Annotated in this window: 23 protein-coding genes and 1 pseudogene; 17 read left to right on the top strand and 7 right to left on the bottom strand. The window is 56.8% G+C overall.

Annotation, left to right across the window (positions count from 1 at the left end; all coding sequences use genetic code 11):
• Nucleotides 1-496: 496 nt before the first annotated feature.
• From HFP51_RS09875 to HFP51_RS09855, 5 genes are all read left to right on the top strand, one after another.
• On the top strand, nt 497-1,294 hold the full coding sequence (locus HFP51_RS09875) for an enoyl-CoA hydratase/isomerase family protein (protein ID WP_176875567.1): 798 nt from the start codon (nt 497-499) through the stop codon (nt 1,292-1,294).
• 9 nt (nt 1,295-1,303) lie between these two features.
• Entirely contained in the window at nt 1,304-1,651 is a 348-nt protein-coding gene (locus tag HFP51_RS09870) for a molybdenum cofactor guanylyltransferase (RefSeq protein ID WP_255454630.1), read from the top strand.
• A gap of 334 nt (nt 1,652-1,985) precedes the next feature.
• Entirely contained in the window at nt 1,986-2,831 is an 846-nt protein-coding gene (locus tag HFP51_RS09865; protein WP_176875566.1) for a hypothetical protein, read from the top strand.
• 84 nt (nt 2,832-2,915) lie between these two features.
• Nucleotides 2,916-3,422: a D-Ala-D-Ala carboxypeptidase family metallohydrolase gene (locus HFP51_RS09860; protein WP_218135295.1), complete on the top strand. Its 507-nt coding sequence runs from the start codon at nt 2,916-2,918 to the stop codon at nt 3,420-3,422.
• A gap of 140 nt (nt 3,423-3,562) precedes the next feature.
• A complete protein-coding gene (locus HFP51_RS09855) occupies nt 3,563-4,927 on the top strand; it encodes an exopolysaccharide biosynthesis polyprenyl glycosylphosphotransferase (protein ID WP_176875565.1) in 1,365 nt (454 codons plus the stop codon).
• 50 nt (nt 4,928-4,977) lie between these two features.
• On the opposite strand, the gene HFP51_RS14820 is transcribed toward HFP51_RS09855, so the two are convergent.
• The 7 genes and pseudogenes from HFP51_RS14820 to HFP51_RS09825 form a co-directional block, all read right to left on the bottom strand.
• Nucleotides 4,978-5,310 carry a hypothetical protein gene (locus tag HFP51_RS14820; protein ID WP_370462966.1) on the bottom strand — a complete coding sequence of 111 codons (333 nt, stop codon included), beginning with the start codon at nt 5,308-5,310 and terminating at the stop codon, nt 4,978-4,980.
• 3 nt (nt 5,311-5,313) lie between these two features.
• A pseudogene (locus tag HFP51_RS14815) lies at nt 5,314-5,925 on the bottom strand (glycosyltransferase family 2 protein); the annotation flags it as partial.
• Nucleotides 5,926-5,934: 9 nt separating this feature from the next.
• Nucleotides 5,935-6,711: an FkbM family methyltransferase gene (locus HFP51_RS09845; protein ID WP_176875563.1), complete on the bottom strand. Its 777-nt coding sequence runs from the start codon at nt 6,709-6,711 to the stop codon at nt 5,935-5,937.
• A 116-nt stretch (nt 6,712-6,827) separates the two neighbouring features.
• The gene (locus tag HFP51_RS09840) at nt 6,828-8,168 is read right to left on the bottom strand and encodes an oligosaccharide flippase family protein (protein WP_176875562.1); all 1,341 of its coding nucleotides are present in this window, start codon (nt 8,166-8,168) and stop codon (nt 6,828-6,830) included.
• Nucleotides 8,165-9,100 (bottom strand): glycosyltransferase family 2 protein, encoded by a 936-nt coding sequence (locus tag HFP51_RS09835; RefSeq protein WP_176875561.1) that lies wholly within the window; start codon nt 9,098-9,100, stop codon nt 8,165-8,167. The genes HFP51_RS09840 and HFP51_RS09835 overlap by 4 nt, the downstream gene beginning before the upstream one ends.
• Entirely contained in the window at nt 9,097-9,849 is a 753-nt protein-coding gene (locus HFP51_RS09830) for a WecB/TagA/CpsF family glycosyltransferase (protein ID WP_176875560.1), read from the bottom strand. The genes HFP51_RS09835 and HFP51_RS09830 overlap by 4 nt, the downstream gene beginning before the upstream one ends.
• A gap of 41 nt (nt 9,850-9,890) precedes the next feature.
• Nucleotides 9,891-11,129, bottom strand: coding sequence for an O-antigen ligase (locus HFP51_RS09825; protein ID WP_176875559.1), 1,239 nt, complete (start codon nt 11,127-11,129; stop codon nt 9,891-9,893).
• 174 nt (nt 11,130-11,303) lie between these two features.
• On the opposite strand from HFP51_RS09825, the gene HFP51_RS09820 reads away from it, so the two are divergent.
• The 12 genes from HFP51_RS09820 to HFP51_RS09765 all read left to right on the top strand — a co-directional run bounded on the left by HFP51_RS09820 (nt 11,304) and on the right by HFP51_RS09765 (nt 22,927).
• Nucleotides 11,304-12,080 (top strand): DUF2569 family protein, encoded by a 777-nt coding sequence (locus HFP51_RS09820; protein WP_176875558.1) that lies wholly within the window; start codon nt 11,304-11,306, stop codon nt 12,078-12,080.
• Nucleotides 12,081-12,434: 354 nt separating this feature from the next.
• Entirely contained in the window at nt 12,435-13,226 is a 792-nt protein-coding gene (locus tag HFP51_RS09815; RefSeq protein WP_176875557.1) for a phosphatase PAP2 family protein, read from the top strand.
• Nucleotides 13,227-13,705: 479 nt separating this feature from the next.
• Nucleotides 13,706-13,888: a Flp family type IVb pilin gene (locus HFP51_RS09810; RefSeq protein WP_176875556.1), complete on the top strand. Its 183-nt coding sequence runs from the start codon at nt 13,706-13,708 to the stop codon at nt 13,886-13,888.
• Between the two features lie 74 nt (nt 13,889-13,962).
• Nucleotides 13,963-14,829 (top strand): Flp pilus assembly protein CpaB, encoded by an 867-nt coding sequence (cpaB, locus tag HFP51_RS09805; RefSeq protein ID WP_176875555.1) that lies wholly within the window; start codon nt 13,963-13,965, stop codon nt 14,827-14,829.
• Nucleotide 14,830: 1 nt separating this feature from the next.
• Nucleotides 14,831-16,342, top strand: a complete 1,512-nt coding sequence (locus HFP51_RS09800; protein WP_176875554.1) for a type II and III secretion system protein family protein — start codon at nt 14,831-14,833, stop codon at nt 16,340-16,342.
• Nucleotides 16,343-16,347: 5 nt separating this feature from the next.
• Nucleotides 16,348-16,626, top strand: a complete 279-nt coding sequence (locus tag HFP51_RS09795) for a hypothetical protein (RefSeq protein WP_176875553.1) — start codon at nt 16,348-16,350, stop codon at nt 16,624-16,626.
• Between the two features lie 10 nt (nt 16,627-16,636).
• Nucleotides 16,637-18,190 carry a pilus assembly protein TadG-related protein gene (locus tag HFP51_RS09790; RefSeq protein ID WP_176875552.1) on the top strand — a complete coding sequence of 518 codons (1,554 nt, stop codon included), beginning with the start codon at nt 16,637-16,639 and terminating at the stop codon, nt 18,188-18,190.
• Nucleotide 18,191: 1 nt separating this feature from the next.
• Nucleotides 18,192-18,695: a TadE/TadG family type IV pilus assembly protein gene (locus tag HFP51_RS09785; RefSeq protein ID WP_176875551.1), complete on the top strand. Its 504-nt coding sequence runs from the start codon at nt 18,192-18,194 to the stop codon at nt 18,693-18,695.
• 5 nt (nt 18,696-18,700) lie between these two features.
• Nucleotides 18,701-19,330, top strand: a complete 630-nt coding sequence (locus HFP51_RS09780; RefSeq protein ID WP_255454629.1) for a TadE/TadG family type IV pilus assembly protein — start codon at nt 18,701-18,703, stop codon at nt 19,328-19,330.
• Nucleotides 19,331-19,446: 116 nt separating this feature from the next.
• On the top strand, nt 19,447-20,541 hold the full coding sequence (locus tag HFP51_RS09775) for an AAA family ATPase (RefSeq protein ID WP_176875550.1): 1,095 nt from the start codon (nt 19,447-19,449) through the stop codon (nt 20,539-20,541).
• A 2-nt stretch (nt 20,542-20,543) separates the two neighbouring features.
• Nucleotides 20,544-21,929: a CpaF family protein gene (locus HFP51_RS09770; protein ID WP_176875549.1), complete on the top strand. Its 1,386-nt coding sequence runs from the start codon at nt 20,544-20,546 to the stop codon at nt 21,927-21,929.
• A complete protein-coding gene (locus HFP51_RS09765; RefSeq protein WP_176875548.1) occupies nt 21,926-22,927 on the top strand; it encodes a type II secretion system F family protein in 1,002 nt (333 codons plus the stop codon). Before HFP51_RS09770 ends, HFP51_RS09765 begins: the two co-directional genes overlap by 4 nt.

Here is a 22,927-nt window from a genome sequence, read left to right as displayed (position 1 = left end):
TCATCCTTGCGTGCCCAGCCGCTCGGCATCGGCTTGGGATCAGCCCAGTTGCGGTTTGACAGCCTGAATATCGCGTCATTCAACTGGCGGAGGGGCGCTGGTGCTGATGCCAACTCACGGTCAGCCAGCTCATCTAACGGGTTCGCCCCAATACGGTGCCAACCAAGGCGCTCAACAATATGCGCAAGCCTTGTGTTGCCCGAACCACGGGGCCCCAGAATCAGCAACGCTGTCCGCCCGCCAGACTCCAAACCATCTTCCCCCGCATATCGGCTTGTGCAAACCGTCGTCGGAATTGCAGCAAACCGGCTGCCACTATCGTCCCCTTGGTGCGCATAAGGCCATATCTACCTGGTCCAAAACGCACTTTTCCGATAGTCTGGCAGACGAGGTAAACCGTAGAGCGGGACATCGAGCAGCGCAACTCGCGGACCAACGGGTTGCGGACCGTATTGCTTCTGGTCAAAACAGAATCGGATTGATTGGAGGCTGGGACATGGGTGAAGCACCACTGCATATTGATACCCGAGACGCTATCGAGGTCGTTGCACTCAATCGGCCTGACGCGCTCAACACAATGGACGAATCCCTGATCTTTGCGCTTCAAGATTATTTTCGAGGATTGTTAGAGCGGCCCGAGATCAGAATAGTCGTCTTGCGAGGCGAGGGACGTGCTTTCTGTGCGGGGCTCGACTTCAATGGCTGGCGCAATGATGGATCTCACGGCGTCATCGATCATGGCTGGCGTACCCAGCGATCGATAGCAACGGTGATGCAGTTAATGCGCCAATGCCCGCAGCCAATCATTGCGCTCGGCCATGGCGCGGCCTGCGGCGGCGGCTTTTCGCTGCTGTTAGCGAGCGACGTGCGATATGCCGCGCCAGACCTGCGAATGAACGCCGCCTATATCAAGGTCGGGCTCGGCGGTTGTGACATGGGATCGAGCTATTTTCTGCCGCGTCTTGTCGGTGCTTCGGTGGCCTCGGAATATCTTCTGACCGGAAAGTTCATGGATGCGGAGAAAGCCCTGTCCTGTGGCCTGGTTAGTGAAATTGTCGAGCATGATTCGCTGATGGACAGGGCGATGGCGCTTGCCGATGAGATGTTGGCGACGGCACCGATGGGGCTGCGGCTCACGAAGGATGCGCTTAATCGAAACATCGACGCGAATGGCCTCGCCGACGCGATGGCGATCGAAGATCGGCAGCAAGTAATGATGGCTGTGACAGAAGATCACCGCGAGGCAATTTCCGCCTTTCTTGAAAAGCGTCCGCCCAAATTTGCGGACCAGTGAGAGATTGGGATGGTAGGCATAGGTGCTATCCTGGCCGGCGGTCGATCGGAACGATTTGGCAGTGACAAAGCTGATGCACGAATTGGTGGGCGACGTCTTATCGATCATGTTGCAATTGCGCTGGGCAGCCAAGTCTCCGAAATTGTCGTCTGCGGCCGCAATGAATCAGGACGACGGTGCTTGGTGGACCACCCTGCGCCTGGATTGGGCCCGCTAGGTGGTTTGGCTGCCGCGTTGCAATTCGCCGATGAGATGGCTGCCGATTTCGTCTTGAGCTCGGGCTGCGACACACCCAATTTGCCGACTAACCTACTCGGACAGCTGCATGGCGAGGGGCCGGCGATCGTCGAATCGTAGCCCGTTATCGGCGTATGGCCTACGAATCTGTTACCTAGCCTCGTCGCCTTTATCGCGAATAACGGGCGATCGCTTTATCGTTTTGCCGACCATGTTGGTGCCAGACGCATGACATTGGACCGCGAAGTTGCGAACATAAACCGCCCAAGCGATCTATCAGAAAATCACATCTAAGACAGGTGATTAGCGCGGCGTTGCGGCTCTCAAACATGCTCGCGGAATTCATCTTCTGCCAATGTCTATCGGCAATTTCGGCCATCCGCATTTGGAAATTCTCTCCTGAAGCTCTATTCTTGTCGGCTTACTGCGTATTCCAAGGGGTTGGAGCAGGTAGATGGAGTGTACGGGTAAAACCGTTATTGTCGTCGGAAGCGGTCTCGAGGCGGGCGTACTTGCGCTGCTGCTGGATCGGATGCTTCCGCATAGCGATGTGATGCTTGTGAGCGAGGAGCCGATGGTTGGCGGCGCTCACCAGAAACCGGTACTGCTCTCGGCAATTCCCAATTCCTTTCTCGATTTGTTCGATCCGCTCATCGTGAAAGCGTGGTCGACCTTCTGCGTGGAGGGTGCGCTACGTTCGGAACGTTTCAATGCACAATTGGTACTCCTCGCTGGAGAGCAGCTCCATGTCGAGCTGCTGGAGCGTTTTGCCCCCTCGCGTCTGCGCTTGTCGACACCGATTGCCCGCGTAAGTCATCAATCAATCCACCTCGCCTCAGGCGAAATATTGAGCGCCCGTGAGGTTGTCGACGTGCGGCAGCAAGGTAGCATTGTGCCGCTGGCCAAGCATTGCCCGCGTTACAGTGTGATCGTGCGCGATCTCGACCAGGAGCAACCCCATGGGTTAGCGGAGCCAGTGCTGTACAGCGAATTGGAACGGAGCGTTGAGGGCATTGTTTTCGCGCAATATCTGCCGCTGACGGCGACAATGTTGCGGGAGGTCATATACAGCCCCGAACAAATTTGGGTCGATGATGGCCCGACGTTCAAATCAACCGGGACCAAAGTGCTGCGCATGGAGCGGACCACTATCGCTGCTGGAGAGCTTTTTGACGGAAATGAATGTGCGGGGTGCGGGGCAGATGCGGTCAATGTCGCAAGTCTCCTAGACGGCGGGATCGGCAGCCTGGCGTTGCAGGCGAACCAGATTGCCGCGCGCCAGATTCGGATCGTCGCTTAGAACGATCCTTACTCGGCTGTACCGAACATTGAGAATGTCGCATCTGAACGGCCAGTTTGGTATCGTCCGTGTAGGGGAAGGGACATGATGGGGATAGGATTGGCTCTCGGATTGGCGGTTGCGGGATTACAGGCAGCGCCAACCGATTTCGGTATCCGCGCTGCACCTGGCTCGGCACCCTTGGATGTAAATGAGCGTCGGCACGGACCGGCAAGCGTGACGGTTGTGACCGCAAATGCCATGAATGAGGCGATCGAGATCGGGCAAGATATGGGCATTGTCACCAGCACGGTGCGGACGCCGGAACATAATCGGCGTGTCGGCGGCGTACCTAACAGTCATCACCTCTCCGGTCGGGCGATCGATATTGCCCGCCGCCCGGGCGTGCGTTACTCCGAAATTGATACGGCGTTTCGCCAGCGGGGCTTTGACTTGATTGAGTCACTCGATGAGGGCGATCATAGCCATATTGCCTTTCGCCGGTCGGCTCCGACACCGGATGTTGCCGATCCTGAATCCGATGAACCTGAATTGGATCCGGCACCCAGTCATCCTGGCTGGACGCAAATAATCGCGCCAGGTGGAAACTAGCGCGGCGCAGATTCTTATCGGCGCGCGGACGCTATCGAAATCGATTTGAACAGCGCAATTGCTGGGTGCTACCAAATGTGCGAAATTGCCCAGATTGACCATTTGGGGGGCAGGAACCGATCGACAGCAAATCGGACATAGTGTCTGGGCATGCCAGGCGTGACCTGACCACGAAAAACTATCACAAGCTGCGGGCACAGCTTTATGCATTCCTTCTGGCCGTCGATGGCATAGTGATGGCACTGGCCCTGGCGGCTGCGAACCTCATCCGCTTTGGCGATCCGCTTTCGGAGCCCGGAATTCGGACTTGGGTAGTGCTTTTCCCGATCTATGCGGTGGTCGCGATCTATAATCGCGCTTTCTCAATCGAAGCGCTGACTTGGCCTCGGCGGAGTGCGCTGCGATCGATGAGCGCGATGGCGTTCGCGTTGGTGCTCATGGCGTTGCTCTTGTTTGCCCTGAAAGTTGGTGCGGATTTCTCTCGACTGGTCTTTGGTATCGGATCGGTGCTCTCCGTTTTCGGGATGGCCACCAGCCGTTTTCTCGTTGGCCGTGCAATCGGCCCGCGCCTCAACTGGACCTTCCGGCGTGACATCCTGTTGGCTGACGAAGTGGATGTGAGACCAAGAAATTCGGAAATATTGGTATCAGCGGCAGAAAATCAGCTGGCGCCAAATCTGGACGACCCAGCCATGCTGGATCGGCTGAGCAACGTGATCGGTGAATGTGATCGTGTGATCCTGGCCTGCCCGGACGACCGCAGGGCGGCATGGTCGGAAATGCTGAAGGGCGCCAATGTCGATGTTGAAATCCTTGCTCCCGATCTGCGTGATATTGGTGCGCTCGAGCTGAGATCGCTTGATGGTCGCACCACCTTGTTGGTTGCGTGCGGACCGATTGGTATGCGGGATCGTGCAGTGAAACGTACGCTGGATCTGGCGATTGCAGTACCGGCCCTCATGGTGCTGGCCGTTCCAATGGTCCTGATTGCCCTATTGATTCGGATTGGATCGCGCGGGCCAGCATTGTTCCGCCAGCCGCGGATGGGCCATGGCAACAGTATGTTTCAAATGCTCAAATTCCGGACGATGCGGGTCGAGAATGAAGACAGGGATGGGGTTCAATCAACCAGCCGGGACGATGCTCGGATAACCCGCATCGGCAGTTTCTTGCGCCGGACCAGTATTGATGAACTGCCCCAACTGATCAATGTGTTGCGCGGTGAAATGAGCATCGTCGGACCGCGACCGCATGCCCTTGGGTCGACGGCAGAAGATGAAGCCTTTTGGGAGATCGATCGACGTTATTGGGACCGCCATGCGATCAAGCCCGGGATCACCGGCCTGGCCCAGGTCCGCGGCTTGCGCGGAACGACCGAAAGGCGCGAGGACCTTCGCGACCGGTTGCAAGCCGATCTTGAATATCTGGCCGGCTGGAGCCTTGGGCGGGACCTTCTGATTATCGCCCGCACCGCAATGGTGCTGGTGCATCGACGGGCTTATTAGAGGGGTTAGCGTTTCATTGATCATCTTTCGTGGAATCATTGTTGTTCGGGTCAGGATTGCCGACCACGGATCGCCACAAATCTGTTGACCATCCACCGATAGAATCTGCGCGGTAGGAATGCGCGCGCCAGTTGGCGCATCGTTGTGCGACCGGATACACCGGCATGGGTCCAGCCGCATATGATGTCGATCAGCGCGCGGATTGGACGGTGTCGGGACATGTAATATGCTAAAACCGTAGCCCGGTATCCGCGATAGGCGCGCTTTGATAATAATGGTCGAGATTTTTCCAGCCAAGCAAGCGGTGCTTCATAGCCGCGCGTTCGCGAGGCACGTCCGCCCTCGCTGGCGTCATTCCAGATGACGAGTGGCTGTGGGATCATGAAGAATCGTGCTCCAGCATGTTGGAGACGCAGGCAAAAATCTAGATCCTGGCCCTTTCGCAAGCTAGGGTCGAAGAGGACCTGCTTCGCTAGGCTTGCCGGAAGAACGATTGTTGGCGTGGGGATGAATTGATTATCGACAAACAGATATTCGGCGACATCTTGATCGGATCTGATGGCCCTGTTCGGGCGAATCCAAAATTTACCGACACCACGGTCGACGCGTGCTTGTGAATAGATGACCAGTTTCTCATCACTGTCAGAGAGAAACGCTCGGCATTGCTCCAGTTTCTCCGGCAGAAAGCAATCATCGCTATCGAGAAACGCAATGTATCGGCCCCGCGCCAAATTGATCCCGCAATTCCGTGCCGCGCCCCCGCCACCATTGGGTTGGCGCACATAGCGAAACCGCTCGTCGCCTAAGGCAACAACCACGTCTTGCAAAGCTGCTCCATCATCCGATCCATCATCGACGATGATACATTCAAAATCTCTACAACTTTGTTGCAAGACGGAATCCAGTGTGGGCCCAATCCTGTCTGCACGGTTGAATACCGGTATTACGATAGAAAATAGCGGCGTGCTGGTGCCGGCTTGGGCGGAGACAGTCGCCATGCCGCTTTACTATCCAATATCCAGGGGAACAGGCGTCGCCAGAATTGCCGGATAGTTGCGTTTCTCCAGGCCGTTCAAGGGACTGATACGGCACCGAACTTTCCCGGTCAGCAGAGTTATGAGGTTGTGGATTATGCCCACTGAACTGTACTTTCGGACGACAAGTTCATTAACCGAATAACCACTTTCCAACAGCATTCGAAGCGCATCGGAAGTGCCAGTATCTTCGTCGATTGGCGTGGCGAGCTGTTCGAACAATATAGTCGGGCGACAGCGCCTGATAGTTTCCCTCAGACCCCTCAGCACCGAATACTCGGCACCTTCGACATCAATCTTGATGAACTCGACCTTGGCCTCGGGTGCGACAATGCTGTCTCCGGTTACCAGTTCGACGTCGAAATGCCGTTGCACCAGCGCATTGTCAGGATCTGCAATTGCGATTTCCGCTAACGCGCTACTACCCAGGTTGGGAAGGTTCATCCGAAACTGGCTGGTTCCGCCCCGGTCCGACAATGCCGACGATACAATCTCAACATTCTGAGCATCATTGAGATCGATGTTAAGTTTTAGGAGTGCACGCGCGACCGGATTAGGTTCGAAGGCAAGGACGCTGCCAAACCGGTGAGAAAGGAAGATCGCATGGTTCCCGATATTTGCTCCGATATCGAGTGCTACCGCGCTTGGATCCGGCGCGCTATCCAAGACCCAGGCGTCGAGCAGTTCGAGGATTTCATTTTCATAGCGACCATGCGCGCGAATTTCGTCGGCGATATGATCTCCGATCATGGCTGCCATAATAGGCCGTTTCTGGAAGTCATATGGGTTCCGACGAGCGGCCTTTCGAAGGACGAGCTCGTTGAACCGCTGCCTACGCCTGATCCGGATGTCATGGCCTCTAGCCGTCACCGCTCTTCACCCCTTTTCAGCCTGTGCAAGGCCGCGCCCCATATGGAGGTATCCACGCCCAGCGTCTTGAGCGCAACGGCCCAGTGCAAGAGTGACCAGACCAGAATGGCCGTTATTAGCGCGATAGCTGCGCCTTCAGCGCCAAACCGCTCGATAAGCGCCAAGCCAATCCCTGCCTGCACGATTAAGGTCACGGCTTGGACGGCAAGCCGGTCGCGCATGCGCCCAGCCATGGCCAGTAACATTGGGCCGGCCCCCGCCGCGGCGTTAACGATCTGCGCGGCGCCTATCCAGTATAGGAGATAGTTGTACTGCTGGAACTCGGGGCCGAAGGCCGCAAGTATCCAAGGTGATGCGAGCATGATGGTGCCGACGATTGCTGTCGTCGAGAGTGTGGAGAGCATAGTCGATCGGCGCACCGTCGCTTTCAGTTCGTCGATAGCTTCTTTTTGCCAGAGTTCGGCCATGGTCGGCGCCAAAGGCATGGCAACGGCTTGCACAGCAAGCAGCATAATCGGTGCGATCTTCGCAATCGGTTGGTACAGGCCGGTCTCGCGCGGGCCGGCAAAGGAGCCGAGCAATAGGGTGTTGATCTCGGTTCCTATGATACCGAAGGCGGCAAGCCCGAAAAACGGTGTGGCCGCGATCATCCAGCTCCGCCCGCGAGGTGCGGATTGCTGGCTGCTGGGTATATTGCGGATCAGGCGCAGATAGAAAACCAGAGCTACCGCCAGTGCGGCGGCATAGGAAACCAGCGCGACAGTTACGATGTCGATCGGGGCAAGTTCGGCGACCATCAAGATTGTCGCTCCAAGGGCCACAAAGAGTATCAGCCAGCGCACGACATCGATAGGAAGTTGCGCCGCTACAACGCCTCCCGCACCCTGTTGCAGGCCGCGAAGGATGAAGAGCAGGCTGACCAGCGGTGTGATGGCAGCCGCAAGAGCCACCTCATCGGCATATATTCCAGCGCGGCTGGAGCCCAGGTACAGGACAAACCCAACCATGATCGAAGCTCCAGCTCCCACCAGAAGCGCCCAACTCCCAAAGCCTCTCAATATACCCCATTCTTCGGCCGCCTTAACTCTGGCCATTTCGCGCACAGCCAAGCCGTCAATACCAGCACAGGCGAGGGTTGCCGCGATCATCATGGCCGACAATGCAACTGCCACTTCGCCATAGCCGCTCGGTCCCAGCAACCGCGCGGCCACGACCGCAAATACGAAACCGCACCCCAGATTAGTCAATTTGATGACGAGGCTGATTGCAGCTTGGCTCTCAAAGGATGCTGGGATCAGCTTGGCGATCAGGCTGGCGGAGAACGGTTCTTGGCTCACGATTTCGGAGACGACCTCCCGTCTGGCAACGAATATTCTTCATACGATCCACCGATGGCGCCGCAGATCTTGCCCATTGCTCGTGACCAGCGCCGCAACAACCAGATTCTTAGGTTCGGGACAATCAGCAGGAGCGCTAGCAGCGGCATTGTCAGAAGCACCGCCAACGCCTTGAGTAGAGAAACGACTGTCGCGCGATTGCCGTCATGAAGGCGGGTTATTCGATAGTCGCAATTGCCGGTTCGGAAGGCGCGCCTCATGACCCATCCCAATGTCGTACGCTCTGGCGGGACATGTTCGTGGGCAATCGCATTATCGGCCCAAGCGAAGGTTAGGCCTAGGTGTCTGAGCCGTGTAAAAAACTCCTTATCTTCTCCGCCGGTCAATCCGAATTTCGGATCGAACTTGGGGAACCCCACGGATTTAAGGGCGTCGAGCGAAATCAGGACATTGCCGGTTGCTTCGATCATACGGACCTTCCCGCTCTCTTGGTGTTTGTCCGGAAAGGCGCCCGAAACTAGCATTGAGCTCTCCGGCGGCCGTTCATATTCGTAAAGCACGGGTCCGCCCACGATATCAGCATCGAGGTTCTGGGCTTGATCGAGCAGCTCGCGGAGCCATTGTGGTTCTGCCCGTTCATCATCATCGACCATTGCTAGGTAATCAGCTGAGCTGCCTTCGGCGCTCTGCAAAATGGCATTGCGGACTGCCGTCAGGCCGCGGGCATCGACAATTATGTGGGATAGCGGCCAAACAAAGTCGGGAGCCAATCGCTCACAAACTAAGACGCCGTGCCGATCTTCTCCATCGTTATCAGCGACCAAAATATCGACATCGATTCCGTCAAGCCGCTCCTGCTTTTCCAAAGACCGAAGCAGCGCCTCAAGCAATTCTGGCCTGCGGAACGTAGGAATACCAACGACGATCTTCACCTGTTATCGCTCCGGCCCGTGGCCAGCCCCCGATCCCGTCTCCGCACAATCAACCACAACGCATGCGGTGAGCTGGTGAGGTAGCGGCCGATGAGTGAGGGATTGGTGAGCGCTCTGTGCAGCCATTCGAGATGCATTCGCTGCATCCATTTGGGCGCACGCCGGTAATGGCCGGTGACATAATTATAGCATCCTCCGCAGGTCACAGCCCAAGTTGCATTTAAGGCATCACGATGCCGAACGGCGAAGAATTGCTCTTTGGGTTTGCCAAGACCAATCCAGAGAATGTCCGGCGCGGCATCCGCGATTGCGGCAACAATGTCAGCTTCCTCGGGCGGCTCGAAATAGCCATGGCGGCGTCCGACGATATTGAGGCATGGATAGAGCTCGCCCATTCGCGCGGCGCATTGTTCGTTCACCTCTTCCGTGCCGCCCAGCAGATAGAATGAGAGATCTTCCGTCTCCGCCCGCCTTGCGAAATCGTGGAACAGGTCCGTCGTGGCTGATCGCTCGGTGATCGGGGCGCCAGCGAACCAGCGCGATGCGGGGATCAGGAAGCCGCCATCTGCATGGACGATATCCGCCTCGCCGAGTGCGTTCCTGAACTCCTTGTCCCGGCCTGCCAGTGACAGGCCATGTCCGTTCGCGTCGAACACCAGGCGGGTGCGAAATCCATTGCTTTGCTGTTCACGCTCCGCACAGTCGGCTGATAAGGCATCGACAAGGTCTGCGCGCGAGGCAGTTGTCATGCGGAGGCCGCCAAGGAAAATGTCAGGCGTGGCGGACACGGTCACGCTGTCTGAGAGCCGTTGTCCGCACGGACCCAATGCGAAGCGATCATGCCGGCACACCCAGCCAGAATACTGAGTGAGATCGGATGAAACAGTGTTCCGTCGAACGCCGCATAGGCAGCCAGGTTGAGCATGGCGAGAAAGGGTGCGGTGAGCTCGTTCGGGGCCGACAGGACCGTCCGCCAAGCGGGCAGGGCGTATAGCAGGCCTAGCGCGGCAATCAGCGCTGTGCCGACAAATCCCCAAGCCAAAAGGAACTGCATCAGGGCATTATGCGGTTGATCGATCGATCCATAAGGGGAGACATAAGACATCTGTCCCGCGCCATAACCGAACAATGGCCGCTTGCGCACTTCGGCAAACACATTGCGCCAGATCTCAACCCGCCCAGTCGTCAGATCTCCGCTGGCCGGTCCCGTGGTCGCCACCACTGTTCTGGTCAGTCCCATATTGGGGGCGGGAGCGGGTAAAGTTGACGCAACGCCAACGGCCAGTCCGGCCGCCAAAAGGAAACCTCCGATTGTTCGCCATTTCCGAAACGCAGGAAGCAAGATCAATCCAACAATCAATCCGCCAACCATTGCCGCCGCCGCGCCGCGTGTTCCGCACCAAAGCACGAACAGGATCGCGAGAAAGAGGACAACGAGATTTGTCCATGACTGTCGCGACGAGCTTGCCAGCGTATATCTGCCAATCGCTAACCCGCCGATCGCTGCCGCGAGATATCCCATGTGCCGAATATGGCCGAAGCCGGGAAAGCCGTTTGTCCAGTTGAATTCTGCTGGGTCGGGCACGCCCAAGGCGAATATGGTGATAAGCCCCAGCAAGGCGAGAAAACCCCAAAGATAGGCGGATTGGAGATCGCGCCCCTCAAATTCCCGTCCGCATAGCAGCGCGACCGAACCAGCGAAGCACAAATGCACCATCCAATAGCTCGTCAGGATGAGGGCCATCATGCGATTGGGAGCGGCGAAGAGTGCGGTACCGAACCCAATTGCCACCAATGCGGCAAGCGGCAACCAGATGATCGGGCGAGCCATCCAATGACGTGCTGAGCGGATCAACCCTTCGCGCAGTGCGATGATGATGACGACAATTTCCATCCCGATAATCGGAACGGAATAGCCGCTCAGGATTTGCGTCAGTATCGGTCCCGGAGACGCGTAGGTCCACCCAGCCAAGGCGAGAAGAACGGGTGCAAAGCCGATCAGTACTGGAACAAAATACCGCTCGATCATCCGCACGTCCTCCCCCGGCTGCATGGCCTTTATTCCGGCCTGGTGTGGCCGGGCATGCATCGCGGAATCACAAGCTGACTGCAAGCATATCTCCGATTTGCAACGTTTATTAACCATTCGCCGTCATACCGCCTTGTGCATTGCAGGCGGAGATGACTAATGTTGCAAGCGGTCATGGATAGGTTTTCTACAAATCTCTACGCCCGCAGCGTGGAACTGGTCAGCTGGCTTGACCTCAAGCATCGATCGATCCTGCTGTACTGGACGATCATTGCGAGCGCTGCCTGCGGCGTACGTCTGTCGGTTGGCGATTTTGCCATGTTGCCGGCGACGTCGCAGCTTGTTGCGGCGATTCCCTATATTCTTGTGGTTTTCGCGCCGATCGTCTCGCTGCTGTTGGCATTCCATTGGTTCCGAGATGGCGAACGACAACCGCAACCAGAGTTCCGCCTGGCGCTGTTCGGTTCATGGAAGAAGGTTACAAGCTTCGAAGCGCGGTCATACCGTTTTTACGGAGTTGCCGGCATAATGGCGTCGCTGATCGGCGGCTTGTTGCTGAACATTCCCGTCCGGGTACTTGAGTTTCTCGCAGCGATGCCGACCTTACCGGAAGCGCCGCCTGTATGGCTGTCCATGCTTTTTGCCTTGATGCTGGCCGATGTCGTGCTTCTGACCAGCTTTTACGCCATCGCATCAGTGGCAGCGCTTAAGCGGGTGCCATTGTTTCCGCGGCTGCTATTCGCAGTCTGGATGTTCGATATTCTAATGCAGATCCTGATTGCACACGCAATGGGCGCGGTTCCCGAATTGCCGGCAGAGGTAGGTGCTGCGCTGCATCAGTTGCTCCAGGGCAATCTTCAGAAGGTGCTCATCAGCTTCGCAATCTGGACGCCATATCTGCTGCTGTCCAAACGCGTGAATGCGACGTACAGGAATCGCATATCGGACTAGGTTGGGCACCGAGCCTGCGTTTGCCGCGAGGATAAAACGATTTCGACAGGACCGCAGGGACCAGAAACTGACAACCCGCCAGCTGCAATTGGTCAGGCATTTGCCGTATATGGCAGCGCCATAAAATCATCGGCAGCGTTTCTTGTCATTGTTGCCGCATATGCAATTGCCACCTCATTCTATCTGAGCGGCTTTGGGCTGCCGCAAAGCGCAGCTGTTTCCTATGTCGTCAATGCGATCCTTTATGGCGCGGCTGGTCTGATCATTCTTGCTGTTGCGTTGCCCGCCCATGCAATCGTGCGGCGCACTTATAATCCAGTCCGCGCCGTGACGGGCTTTTATCGCGATTTGCAATTGGCGGATCGCGTCATATTCGCCTTGCCCGCTATCCTGGGGGCTTTGTTCCTGGGTACTGCATTTACCGGTGTGAAAAGCGCCATTCCACATGTCGTACCTTTCAGTTTCGATCCCTGGTTTGCTGACGCTGATGCGCTGCTCCATGGCGGTGACGCGTGGCTGTTGATTCAGCCGATTGTCGGCTATCCCGCAGTCAGCTTCGTTATCAATATCGTTTATGATTCCTGGCTGCTGGCGCTGTATTTTGTCTTCCTTCTGTTCGCGCTTTGGAAGGAACGACCTCAGCTGCGAAGCCAGTTTCTCGTGAGTTATGCCCTGTGCTGGATCGTGTTGGGATCGTTTGCCGCGACGCTTATGTCATCTGTCGGTCCGTGTTTTTACGACGATTTCTTCGGCTCAGACCGGTATGCGCCGCTGATGCATTATCTTGGTCATGCATCAAGCCAATATCCAATGAGCGTGCTGGAGGTACAACAGCGCTTGCTGGACTGGAGCAATGCAGAAACCGTGAATGTCGGCCGCGGCATTTCAGCCATGCCGTCCATGCATATCAGCATCGCCATGCTCTATGCGCTGGCCGGCTTTCGGGTTTCGCGATTCTGGGGAGTTATCGGTTCGCTGTATGTGTTGCTTATCTTGGTCGGCTCGGTTCATCTCGGCTATCACTATGCCATCGACGGCTATCTCTCCATTATCGCAACAGCACTCATCTGGGTCGGCGCTGGACGCGCGCAACAATATTTCCTTAGAAAAAACAAAGTGTCGCGGGAAAATTTGACGCGGGGCTGATGGTAATTCTGCAACAATAGCTGATCAGTCGCCCGTGCTGCGTGCATCAAATCGCGAGGAGTTGTGGGCCTTCTAGCCGATCGCTGCTATCGGAAAATGCGGCTCGGAAGCCAGCCTGGCACGGGCATTTCGCGTGGCGGATCACAGAAAAAAACCTCCAGAAAAGATAGTAAATGCGCATGGCTGCACGTTAATTCGTGCGATTCGAGCGACCAAATCGCACCTTTTTGGCAATTTACTCCGATTCGAGAGCGATTTTTTGTCCCCACAAAAGTTAACAAAGTTATAAACATATATAAACAAAGCATAAAAGCGTCTGGTTGACAAAATCTGAAAATCAGCAAGATTCAGGGGAGTGGTATGGCCGCCATTCCCATGATTTTATTAACCTTTATGGGAAAGCGCGGAGGGTCGCCAAATCCACGTACTTGAGAAACTGACAATTGGTGTCGGTAAGTAAGCAGTGTGGGGAATGTTTAATGACTATGATCAAGAAACTTTGGAATGACGAAAGCGGTGCATCGGCAGCAGAATATGCTCTGATCCTCGCCGTTGTCGGCAGCGTTATCGCGATTGCAGCTCTTGGCCTGGCCGGCTCGATCGGTGGCGCCATGGATGATGCTGGCGATTGTATCGACAATCCGAACAGCACAAACTGTTAGTTGTCATAGACCCCGGTTTCCCGCTAGGGAGGCCGGGGTCGCTCCGCTAACAAGGTCAAAGGGGGGAGTGACCAATGCGCAGGCAATCCATTATTGTGATAGGCGTTGCCGCGTTGCTCGGCCTCTTGGCCGTCTTCCTCGTAAATCTATATCTCACCCGCGCGGATGATACATCCAGTGCCGACGCAGCCCCAGCCGGATTGACGCAAGTAGCCGTCGCTCGGGTACCGTTGGAATTCGGAGCTGAGATAAACTCCCAGAATATCCGGTTTGTCGATTGGCCCGCGGACAGCGTACCGCCCGGTGCCTTTGGATCGATGGATGAGTTCACGACGAATGGCGTGGCTCCCGTGGTTATCCGCCCGGTCGAGATTGGGGAGCCAATTTTGCGTTCACGGCTTGCAGGTGAAGGCGGGCGCGCCACGTTGTCCGCGCTCCTGCCAGCCGACATGCGCGCCATCTCAATCAACATCACGCCGGTACTTGGCGTCTCAGGTTTTGTCTTGCCGGGAGACCGCGTCGACATCTTCCTGACCCATGCCGAGGGTGAAGAGCAGGTGACAGATGTTCTGCTGCAAAATGTTCCGGTGATCGCCATCGACCAAATGGCCAGCGAGAATAGCGACGAACCGGCACTCGGTAGTACGGCGACATTGGAAGTGTCTCGTGAAGACGCACAGAAACTCGCGCTTGCACGGCAATCAGGCACTCTTAGCCTAGCGCTGCGTTCCGTCCGGGCAGAAGAAGAATTCAGTTATGCGACCGCCCTCAGGGCAAGTGAGCTCACCAGCGGCTTTAGATATTCGCCCGCAAGCCCGGCCTATACGCGGCCGTTGCGGAGGGCAGCAGCCAGTCAAGCCAGACCGAATACGTCGGGTGTAGAGGTCGTTCGAGGAACAACGGGAACCGAATATCAGGTACGCCCGTATCGGGGGAATTGATATGCCGAATTGGGGGACATTGGCGATCAAGATCGTTGCGGCGGCGAGCTTTGCGATTGCTTCACTGACAGCCGCTTCAGCGCAATCCGTGGTCTCTGTTGGCGATGGCGCGGGCATGCATGGCGGCCAGCTTACTGTTGCCGTTAACAAGAGTGAGATTTTGCGGATCGATCGGCCGTTCGCACGGGCCCTGATCGGCAATGCCGAGATTGCAGATGTCCTGCCGCTAACCAATCGCTCCCTTTATGTGCTCGGCAAGCAGACCGGGACCACGAGCCTCACGCTTTATGACAGCAACCGAAACCTGATCTCGGTTGTGGACGTTGTCGTCGGGCCGGACATAGTGTCGCTGCGCCGCCAACTGGCGGAACTGGTTCCTGGCGAACAGATCGGTGCTCGATTGTCGAATGACTCGATTGTACTGACCGGTATCGTATCCAGCGCGCCGGCCGTCCAGCGCGCCGCGCAGATTGCCGAAACCTATGCGCCTGATCGGGTCATCAACATGATGTCCGTGGGTTCGACCCAGCAGGTGATGCTGCAAGTACGCTTTGCTGAAATGCGGCGTTCTGCCGCGCGCCAGCTCGGACTGAATTCGGCCTTTATTAGCGGCAATGGCGATTTCCAGGGCGGCATCGGTTCTACCGCACCGTCGACCGCGTTGCTGACTAACCAAAATGGCGTTCCGACAATTGATATTGGCGGTATCCTCAACTCGTTCGGGATCGTCGCGGGTGCATTCAACATTGGCGATGTCGATATCTTTACGGCGCTGGACGCGCTGGAAAGCAATGGTGTGTTGACCACACTCGCAGAGCCGACGCTGATTGCGCTTTCGGGCGAAACGGCATCCTTCCTGGCCGGCGGTGAATTCCCGATCCCGGTTCTGCAGGGCAGTGGCGGCGGCGACGGCGGTAACGGGATCACTATCGAGTTCAAACCATTTGGCGTGAGCCTGGCGTTTACGCCGACCGTGTTGGCTGATGGTGTCGTTAGCCTGGTCGTTGCACCGGAAGTCAGCTCAATTGATCAATCGGCTTCGATCAACGTCAACGGCCTAACCATCCCGGGACTACAGGTTCGGCGCGCCCGGACGACACTGGAGCTGCGCGATGGTCAGGCATTTGCCATGGCCGGACTGCTGCGACAGGATTTTCGCGAAACGGTCAGCCGTTTCCCGATCCTTGGATCGATCCCGATCATTGGCAGCTTGTTCCGTTCAACCGATTATGAGCGCGAGAATACCGAGCTGGTGATCATCGTGACGCCGCGACTTGTCCGGCCGATGAGCCCCGACAATGTCCGTCTGCCGACAGATGGATATCTGCCGCCGAGCCGTGCCGATCAGTATCTGATGGGTGGCAGCGAAGACATTACGGGCGAGCCGCCAATTAATCCGCGCGTTCCGCAAGGCAATAATCGCATGCCGATTGAACAGACGCCCGCCGGGGGCAATGCGCCGATCGAATCTGACGGCGGTGTCGACGGCGAGCACGGGCATATCATGGAGTAGATGACATGGTGAATGTGAAGCAGTCTATCGCAATTGCGGCTATCGTCATGCTGTCGGCCTGTTCGACAACCATGGATCCCATCGATCGTGACTTCGGTGAAGCGCATCGCTGGAACTTCGAACAGCAGGTGGTCAATCCTGATCCGGAATATGCGGAAGATGCCGCAATGGAAGGCGGGAACGGAGAACGGGCGGCCGAGGCGGTCGAACGCTACCAAAGTGGCGATGTCGAGCAGCCGGCCAATATAGACACGACGAGTAACGTGGGTGGCGGACCGAATTAGGAAATGGCGTATGTTTGCCTTGTTAGGACGATTTTGGAGGAGTGACGACGGCGCTGTTGCGCCTACCATCGGCTTGGCTCTTTTCGGCTTGATTGCGGCTGGCGGCGTTGCAATCGATTATTCGCGCATGGCCGCTCTTGATACCGAGCTTCAGAATGCCGCTGACCAAGCCGCCCTTGCGGCAGCTGGGCAGTTGGACGGCCAAACCGGTGCCCAGACACGGGCAACCGCTGCCGCTCAAAATCTTGTAACAAACCTCACCTATTTCGCGAATGACGGCGGCGGGACCAATCTGACGATTGAGGCGCCCGAATATTACAGCAGTTATGATCCGAACCGTGCGGACATAACCGACCCACCGGGTACAACGACGACTGATGATGAGGACTCCGATTATGTCCGGGTCACAGTCGCCGCACGGCGCGCGCAATATGCGCTTACACCTATTATCGCGCTAATCGAATCGCCGGAGATGACGGCCCGCGCCATGGCTGGCCTCGGCTCGGCGATTTGCAACACGCCGCCGGTAATGATCTGCAATCCGGCGGAAACCTCTACCAACACAGATATCAACCTGCCGTTCAATGCGGCCCCTGGCACGGGCTTGCTGCTGATCGCCGGTAACGCCGATGCGCCTGGAAACTTTGGGTTTCTGGAAACCGGTTTTGGTTCTGGCGCCCAGGACCTGGCGCGCGCATTGGGCTATAACGCACCTCCTGGTGAATGCGCTCCGATCAATGGTGTGACGACCAAGCCAGGCTTGTCAGCTTCTGTGATGGCTGCCGTAAACACGCGGTTCGACGTGTCAGAAAATGGTGGCAACACCTGCCCGGCTGGTGGAACCTGTTCGCCGTCGATTAACTCACGGAAGGATCTCGTGCGCGGCGCCGGTTGCGGCATAACCGGCCAGGGCTGGGACGAGCCACCCAATCCCTATCGACCGACCAGCCCGACAGTTCCGCTCAGCAGCAACTATCCTGACACGATGGGCCATCCGCGGGACATGTGCCATGCGACGCAGCTCAACGGTCAATGCGCCGGCGGTCGGATCGGCACCGGGCTCTGGGATCGCGACGCCTATTTCCGGGTTAATTATGGCTGGACGACAGCGGCGGCCTGGCAAACAGGGACCGGTCTGTCGGCAACCGCGACACGCTACGAAGTGTATCTTTGGGAAATCGCCAATCCTTCGGGCCAGGGAGCCGGTGGTAATCAGGGCATCAATGTTCCGCAGTCGGTTGGCTCGCGAACCGGCTACGGCGCCCCGGTATGTCGGGCGCCTGGTATCACGCCAGGCGGAACCAATGTAGACCGGCGCCGCATATCGGCCGCCGTGATCAACTGTGAAGCGCAGAATCTCAATGGCCAAGAAACTGGGGTCCATGTCGCGCACTGGCTGGACCTGTTTCTCGTCGAACCATCGATCAGCAGGGGTAATGGCGGAAATCAGCGCACCCGGGCGGCCGAGGTTTACACCGAAGTTATCCAGACGACGACCTCAGGTGCGGGTGATGCGACGGCTGGACAGGTGATCCGCCGCGATGTGCCGAGACTTCTGGAATAATATGATGGCTTTCCCCTCACCCTTCCTTTGGACTGATCGCCGCGGCAGTGCCGCGGTTGAATTGGCATTGGTTGCGCCGATGCTGATTATCCTGAGCTTTGGTGCGATGGAGGTCGGCAAATATTTCATGGACGAACATGCCGTCAGCAAAGCCGTTCGCGATGGCGCGCGCTTTGCTGCCCGCCAACCCTTTGCCGGTTATGTCGGTTGTGCGATGCCATCTGCCGTCGAGACGGCGACCAAGGATATCACTCGCACTGGTGAAATTGGGGGCACCACGGCGCGGATCCCGGGTTGGCAAGATAGCGATATCACAGTGAGTCTGAACTGCGACTCAGGCGGTTCATACTCCAATGCCGGCATCTATCGTGGTTCGGCTGACGGCGCGCCTGTGGTCACCGTTTCGGCCAGTGTCCAGTATCGCTCGATCCTTTCCTATATTGGTTTTGACTTCAGTACGGCGACGCTCAATGCGCAGTCCGAGGCAGCGGTGACCGGCATATGATGCGCGTGCGGACCATATCGTTCAGGAAAGATGAGCGCGGCGCGACGGCGGCGGAGTTTGCGATGGTTGTGCCGCTCCTGTTGCTTTTGATTTTCGCGGTGATCGATGGCGGCCGCGCAATGTACACCTGGAACCGTGCCGAAAAGGCCACTCAGATGGGTGTGCGCTATGCCGCGGCGACAGAGATGGTGCCCGAAGGTTTGGAAACCTATAGCTTCGTTACAAATGGAGGCATTCCACAAGGCCAGTTGATCGGCGCGAGCGCATTTGGTGGAACCGAATGTTCGTCGACCGGCGGCACCGTGACATGCACCTGTCACGAAAGCTCGGCATGTCCGACCGGGAGTTCGCCTTTCGACACCGTCGATAGTACCGCCTTTCAGAATATCGTTGCGCGCATGAATGCAATCATGCCGGAGATCGGCCCGGATAATGTGGTGATCGAGTATAATTATTCCGGACTTGGATATGCAGGGGACCCTAATGGTCCTGATGTCGCGCCGCTTGTTGTCGTCCGGCTGAGAAACGTAAGATTTGAACCGGCGACTTTTTTCGTTTTCGGAGGGGGAATAACCCTCCCGGATTTTCGGGCCGCATTAACTCTCGAGGATGGCGCTGGCGCCTTATCGAATTGAGATGGGATGAGTAAAGAGTGACAGAAGCAGTGGCCAAATTACCAGCATGGCGAGCATCGCGCTCGCGGACGGGCATCGAATTTTTCTTGTCCGCACCAGCGATAGCATCGTCCGAAATGCCCGACGGCAAAGTCGCCGGGCTCGACACGCACACGACGATTGTCGCGACCGAAGAACCGATCTCGAGTGAGGCCGGATTGGCGGCCCGTGCTGTGATCATCGAGGTCGTGCCTTCGCATAGCGGTTCGATAGATCGCTTGCGGCGGTTGATTGATGCGGCGCCGAACCGGCCTGTGATTGCCGCAGTCGACAAGGCGTCCGTCGCCGAGATTCGCATGCTGATGCGTGAGAATGTCGAAGATATCATTCAGCTCCCGCTGACCCGAGCCGATCTCAATTCCACGATCGAGCCGATCTTGCGCAAGGCCGAAGAGCGCGCGAGCGGCAGCGAAAGAAGTTCGCAGATAATAGTAGGTACCAAGTGCCGCGGGGGCATTGGTGCAACGACGATCCTCACTCAGCTGGGATGCTTGATGGCAAACCGGCCAGAGGAATATGGGCGCACCTGCCTGGTCGATCTGGACGTGCAGTTCGGTAATGCTGCGCTCTATCTTGGGCGCTTACCAAGCGTTGGCGTGAAGGATCTGTTGGATGCCGGCCTGCGGGCGGACAGCGCAATGACCGATTCCATGGCTGCGCATCATGACAGCGGGCTGCACTATTTTGCCGCGCCGAGCGAGATTATGCCGCTTAATGCAATTGACAGTGATCAGGTACTTTTCTTGCTTGATCTGTTGGCATCGGAATATGACACAATCCTCGTCGATCTCCCGATGAGCTGGACCAATTGGTCGCTTTCTGTGCTGGCCCGGTCGGATGCGGTATTGATGGTTGGCGAGCTGACGGTCGCCAGCCTGCATCAGGCAAAACGCCAGATCGATTTCATGCGCGAACAACAGGTTTTGGACAGCCGTTTGCAGATCATCATGAACCGCACCGAAAAACGGATCTTCAAGACGATCGGCTATGATGATGCCGCGGAGATTTTGGGTGAAGAGGTAGCGTTCGATATTGCTGACGAACCGCGCATTGTTCAGTCAGCGCTCGATCAAGGTGTCCTGATCTCGGAGATTGAAGCGCGAAGCAAAGCCGCGCGCGACTTGACAAAAATTGCTGATGCATTGCCGGCCCTCAGAGAGGCAAGAGCATGAGCATGTGGGAAATTAAACGGAAGCCTGTGGGCGAATCCGCAGAGCCCGTGCCAATCGATCAGGCGAAACTCAGAGATTTTTCGGTTGGGGATTCGCAAGCATTTGACGGTGTCGACCGTCATACGGATCTCAAGGTGGAGCTTCACAAGAAGCTGCTTGATCTCATCAATCTATCGGCCCTTGAAGGCATGTCGCATGAGCAAATTGAGGCTGAGATCGGTGATATTGTCGCCGAGCAGCTCACCTTGGAGCATAAGGCGCTCAATCTGGCCGAACGAAAGCAGCTTACCGCCGATGTGCTGGATGAACTGTTGGGCCTGGGGCCGCTCGAACCATTGCTGAAAGATCCGGCGATCACCGATATTCTGGTGAACGGCTCGGATAATGTCTTTGTCGAGCGCAATGGCCTGCTTGAACGTAATCCAACGCGGTTCAAGGATGATCGGCATCTCATGCGCATAATCCAGAAGATCGTCAGCGCCGTTGGCCGACGGGTCGACGAAGCATCACCGCTTGTCGATGCGCGGCTTGAGGATGGTTCGCGTGTCAATGCAGCGGTACCGCCGCTTTCGATCGACGGGCCGCTATTGTCGATCCGGAAATTCGCCAAGATACCGATCCACATGGATCGGCTTATCGAGCTGCAAAGTATCCCGATCGAGATTGCCGAAGTATTGCGGGCAGTGGTGACAGCGCGTCGTAACGTCCTGATCTCGGGCGGTACCGGCTCGGGTAAGACGACGCTGCTCAATGCTATGTCAGCCTTTATCGATGCAGCCGAACGTATCGTCACAATCGAAGATTCAGCCGAGTTGCAGTTGCAACAGGAGCATGTTGCGCGGCTTGAGACCCGCCCGCCAAGCATTGAGGGAACCGGGGAAGTTTCACAGCGGGATCTTGTGAAGAACGCGCTTCGTATGCGCCCCGATCGCATCATCGTCGGCGAGGTCCGCGCCGGTGAGGCATTTGACATGCTGCAGGCCATGAACACCGGTCATGATGGATCGATGACCACGGTTCACGCAAACACGGCGCGCGATGCATTGTCGCGCGTAGAGCAGATGATTGGAATGAGCGGGATCGATATCTCGCCCTTGTCCGCACGCATGCAGATGGCTTCGGCAATCAACGTGGTCGTCCAGATCGGGCGATTGTCGGATGGTCGGCGCAAATTGCTGAGCCTGAGCGAGATAACCGGCATGGAAGGCGAGGTTGTCACCATGCAGGAGATCTTCCGCTTCAAGCGTACTGGCCTGAGCGAAGATGGTGTCGTCCAGGGCCATTTTGAGGCGACAGGGATCCGTCCCCAATTCTATGAAAACCTTGTTGCCTATGGCATTGAGTTATCGCCGGACCTGTTCCGGCCCGACAGGAGACTTGGCGAATGACGCCGGAGATCCTGCGCCTCTTCATTCTCTTGTTGGTATTTGTTGCTGTGCTGCTGATCAGCGAGCGGGTGATTGCATATATGCGATCTTCGAGCGGTGAATCCCGAACGATCAACAAACGACTGAAGCTGATTTCGAAAGGTGTCAGTCGCGACGAAGTCGTTGCCCGGCTGCGCCGCGACAAACCGGACCGTAATCCCTATCTACCCGCGACGATTTCTGCGTTTTCAGAACGCCTGGAGCGCACGTTGGGTGCTGCAGGTCTGGTCTACAAGGCGAATGCGATCCTCGTTGCGCTCGCAATTGCGGTCCTCACCATTTTTCTTTTGGTGATGCTGCTGCTCTATTTTCTCGGATCCGATATCAACACGGGCAAGATTTTTCTTGCAGGGACATTTGCTGTCGCTGTCGGATTTGGTTTTCCGTTGATGTTGTTCGCGCGCATGGCAGACAAGCGCAAGAAACTGCTGACCGAACAATTCCCAGTCGCGCTGGATGTGTTTGTTCGTGGGTTGCGCGCGGGGCATCCTGTGGCAGCGGCCTTGGAACTGCTCACCACCGAGATGAGCGATCCGATCGGATCCGAATTTGGAATTGTAACGGACGAAGTCACCTATGGCGCCGATTTGCGAGACGCGTTGCAGGACATGGCGGATCGATGCGATCTCGATGACATGCAAATGTTCGTGGTGTCCTTGTCCATTCAATCCGAAACGGGCGGGAACCTTGCTGAAATCCTGGAAAACCTGTCTCAGGTCATCCGCGAACGGGCCAATATGATGTTGAAGGTTCGCGCGCTGAGTTCAGAGGGGCGGATGACGGCCCTGATTCTGACGGCTCTACCGATCTTTTCCTTTGTCGTCCTGTTCCTGGCTAACCCGCTATTTTATCTCGATGTGGCTGAGGATCCGATGTTCATCCCCGGCTTTGCCGGATTATTGGTCGCTTTCACGATCGGGGTGATCTGGATCCGTCGCATGATCGATCTGAAGGTCTGA

Source organism: Parasphingopyxis sp. CP4, assembly GCF_013378055.1.
Lineage (GTDB): Bacteria > Pseudomonadota > Alphaproteobacteria > Sphingomonadales > Sphingomonadaceae > Parasphingopyxis.
The sequence above is the reverse complement of the archived record's forward strand: the minus strand, read 5'-3'. Positions and strand labels throughout refer to the sequence as shown.